The 2,864-nt window shown below is 36.9% G+C and carries 2 protein-coding genes and 1 pseudogene; 1 reads left to right on the top strand and 2 read right to left on the bottom strand.

The genetic code is table 11. The features are described 5' to 3' along the window. Nucleotides 1–451: pseudogene (locus HRT72_08670) on the bottom strand (transposase). A 23-nt stretch (nucleotides 452–474) separates the two neighbouring features. Here HRT72_08670 and ltrA point away from each other — a divergent pair. Beyond that, on the top strand, nucleotides 475–1,734 hold the full coding sequence (gene ltrA / locus HRT72_08675; protein ID NQY67780.1) for a group II intron reverse transcriptase/maturase: 1,260 nt from the start codon (nucleotides 475–477) through the stop codon (nucleotides 1,732–1,734). 98 nt (nucleotides 1,735–1,832) lie between these two features. Here ltrA and HRT72_08680 read toward each other — a convergent pair whose 3' ends face one another. Next, complete coding sequence (locus HRT72_08680) at nucleotides 1,833–2,723, bottom strand: sulfite exporter TauE/SafE family protein (GenBank protein ID NQY67781.1); 891 nt, start codon at nucleotides 2,721–2,723, stop codon at nucleotides 1,833–1,835. Nucleotides 2,724–2,864: the final 141 nt, after the last annotated feature.

Raw genomic sequence — 2,864 nt, forward strand, 5'->3', positions numbered from 1 at the left:
CAAATAAGTTGAGTCTTAGAAAGGCAACTAAATTGGATAAGTACCAGTTGTATTTTGCTAACACTTTCAGGTATTTGAGTAATAAAATACTAATTAAGGCAGTCCATATTTGTATTATTACCGCATTTAGGCTAGTTCCGATGAATGATTTAATGTGTAGCAACTGTTTGATGTCTCTAAAGAATATTTCTATTTGCCATCTGCTCTTATACAATTCGCTTATTGTGTTGGCACACCAAGTCATCTGATTAGTAATAAGCTGTATTATTTGCTCATTTTTCTCATCCCAGATCGCCACTCTTCTTAATTTTTTTTGGTATTTAGCTTTAGATTGTACTCCTGTTAGTTCAATAATTTCATCTTTCAACAAATGAGCATGCATCTTCTCTGGCAATTCATTTTCTTGAATGCTTTTAAATCTGATATTATCCTTATGTCTTACCACTATAAAGAGTCAGACTAAAGTAATTTAGGATGATTTTCGAAGAGAAACAAAAGTCGCAACCGATAGATAAGCGACAGATATGGGAAGCCTTTAAAAAGGTTAGGAGTAATAAAGGTGCATGTGGAGTTGATAAATTATCAATTGCCGATGTATCGTCACATCCTATGAAATATCTTTATCCGATATGGAATAGGCTAGCAAGTGGTAGTTACTTTCCTGATTTTGTTCGTGAGGTAGAAATACCCAAAGGGGATGGTACAAAGCGTAAGCTAGGTATCCCAACGGTACAAGATCGTACAGCTAAAATGGTAATACGAGAAGAGTTGGAGCAGATTGTGGATAAGCAATTTAGTTCCAATTCTTTTGGCTATCGCCCCAATAAATCTGCTCATCAGGCTATAAAACAATGCAGGCAAAACTGCATGGAAGCTAACTGGGCGATCGACTTGGACATCAAAAGTTTCTTTGATGAGATAGACCATGATTTAATGCTTCAAGCATTAGGTCATTTTACCCAAGAGCGACATATTCACTTGTACGTAGAACGTTGGTTGAAAGCTAGTGTCCAAAAGAAAGATGGTCGTATTTATCCTCGGATCAAAGGCACGCCACAAGGAGGAGTAATAAGTCCATTATTGGCAAATATCTTTCTACACGTTGTTTTTGATAAATGGATGGAGACTACTCATCCTGGCGTAAAGTTTGAGCGATATGCTGATGATATCATTATTCATTGTGATCATTTCAAACAAGCTATGGATGTACTAGGTTCTGTTACCACTCGATTTAGACGATGTAAATTGGAAATAAAAGAGGGTAAAAGCAATATTGTTTATTGCAAACAGAAGCAGAAGTATCATCCACCTTTTAGAGTTCGTTATTTAACATTCGATTTTCTCGGATTCACTTTTAAACCACGAATGGTAAAAGGACGCTATGGTAAATTTTATTTGGGTTTTACTCCTTCTATAAGTCGGAAGAATCAGAAACGGATCAATCAAACATTGTGTAAGATGAATCTTCATCGTATGGTTTACTTAGGCTTGCCAGATTTAGCAAGAATACTAAGAGATAAAATACGGGGCTGGATCCATTATTATGGTATAGTTAGAAAGAGTGAGCTTCATTATGTGTTCCGAAATCTGAATTTCCGATTATCCCATTGGGTACGTAACAAGTATCGTCGGTTTAGGCGAAAACATTGGTTCTTTGCTTACAAATGGTTACAGGAAACAGCAAAGCATTATCCTAATTTATTTGTGCATTGGCAATATGGATTCAAGCCTTAGACTTGTTAAGAAGAGCCGTATGATGGGAGACTGTCACGTACGGTTCTGTGAGAGATTTAGGGGTGAGATTCCCCTTTACCTACTCGACTTATTATTAATCATTCCAACAAAGTGAACTTTGAAATAGTCATCAGGAATTCAATTATTAAAACAGTTGCAAAACCTATCAAAATTCGTCTATTGCCTAAGGTTTGATTCAGCCAAGGCCCAATACGTGCTCCTATTAATATCCCCGGCAGAGCCATTAGCCAAAGGTTAATTGGAACATCTCTGATTATGAAAAGATGGACAACGAAAGGCGTCATTGCAGTTAGTCCCATAGTGATTATGCTAGTTACAGTTGCTTGATGCACATCCATTTTGAAACGAGAAGTAAGAATTAAAAATAATATAGCGTCAATTCCAACGCCAATATATCCAACTAATAGTCCGCCAATTAATCCAACAACTACTACAGCCAATACCATCCATTTGCTCCATTGAAAGAGATTGTTTTGTTTGTCAAGGTCTTTTCGCAGATTGTATAAAACGTATGTTGCAAGTCCGACTCCAAATAAGCTAAAGGTTAGCTGAAGAAGTTTAGCTTCCACAATTGGAAAAATAAACAATGCTATGAGTGATACGGCACTGCCAATTATAGCAGTTGGAATAACAATGTAAAAATTGATGGAGGACCTATCTCGCTTTATCCAATTAAAAGCCCCAAATATTCCCATTCCAACTGACTGTGCCCCAACGGAAAATGCTACTGCTTCAATGGGAGGGACACCTAGTAGTACCATAGCAGGGAAGAAAACAACACCACCACCAGCAGGAGTTGACATAGCTATTGTTGCCGCTACAATTCCTAATAAAGGCATAAACCAAGCAGCTTGAAGTTCATTTGTATCTACCCAGCCATTGGATAAAAAAGAAAAAAATAAGATTAATAGAGCTACTAGGGCGACAAGTTCAAAATGAAAAACACTTTTATTGTAGGCTTTTGTCATATTCTATCTTAATAGATGTGAGTAATTGAGTACAATGAGGCGCTAAACTTGTTCCTCAAAGAGAATGTAAATTAATAAAGATGGGCATCAGAGTCAAGTGTGACGTGATTCCGTTTTCCACGCTTGATTCTCTGATCATCG

Source organism: Flavobacteriales bacterium (assembly GCA_013214975.1).
In the GTDB taxonomy this organism is placed as follows: Bacteria; Bacteroidota; Bacteroidia; order DT-38; family DT-38; genus DT-38.

Excerpts from the sequence above, each read along its gene's own strand:
- ltrA (NQY67780.1), top strand. The coding sequence starts at position 475 with ATGATTTTCGAAGAGAAACAAAAGTCGCAACCGATAGATAAGCGACAG.
- HRT72_08680 (NQY67781.1), bottom strand. The coding sequence starts at position 2,723 with ATGACAAAAGCCTACAATAAAAGTGTTTTTCATTTTGAACTTGTCGCC.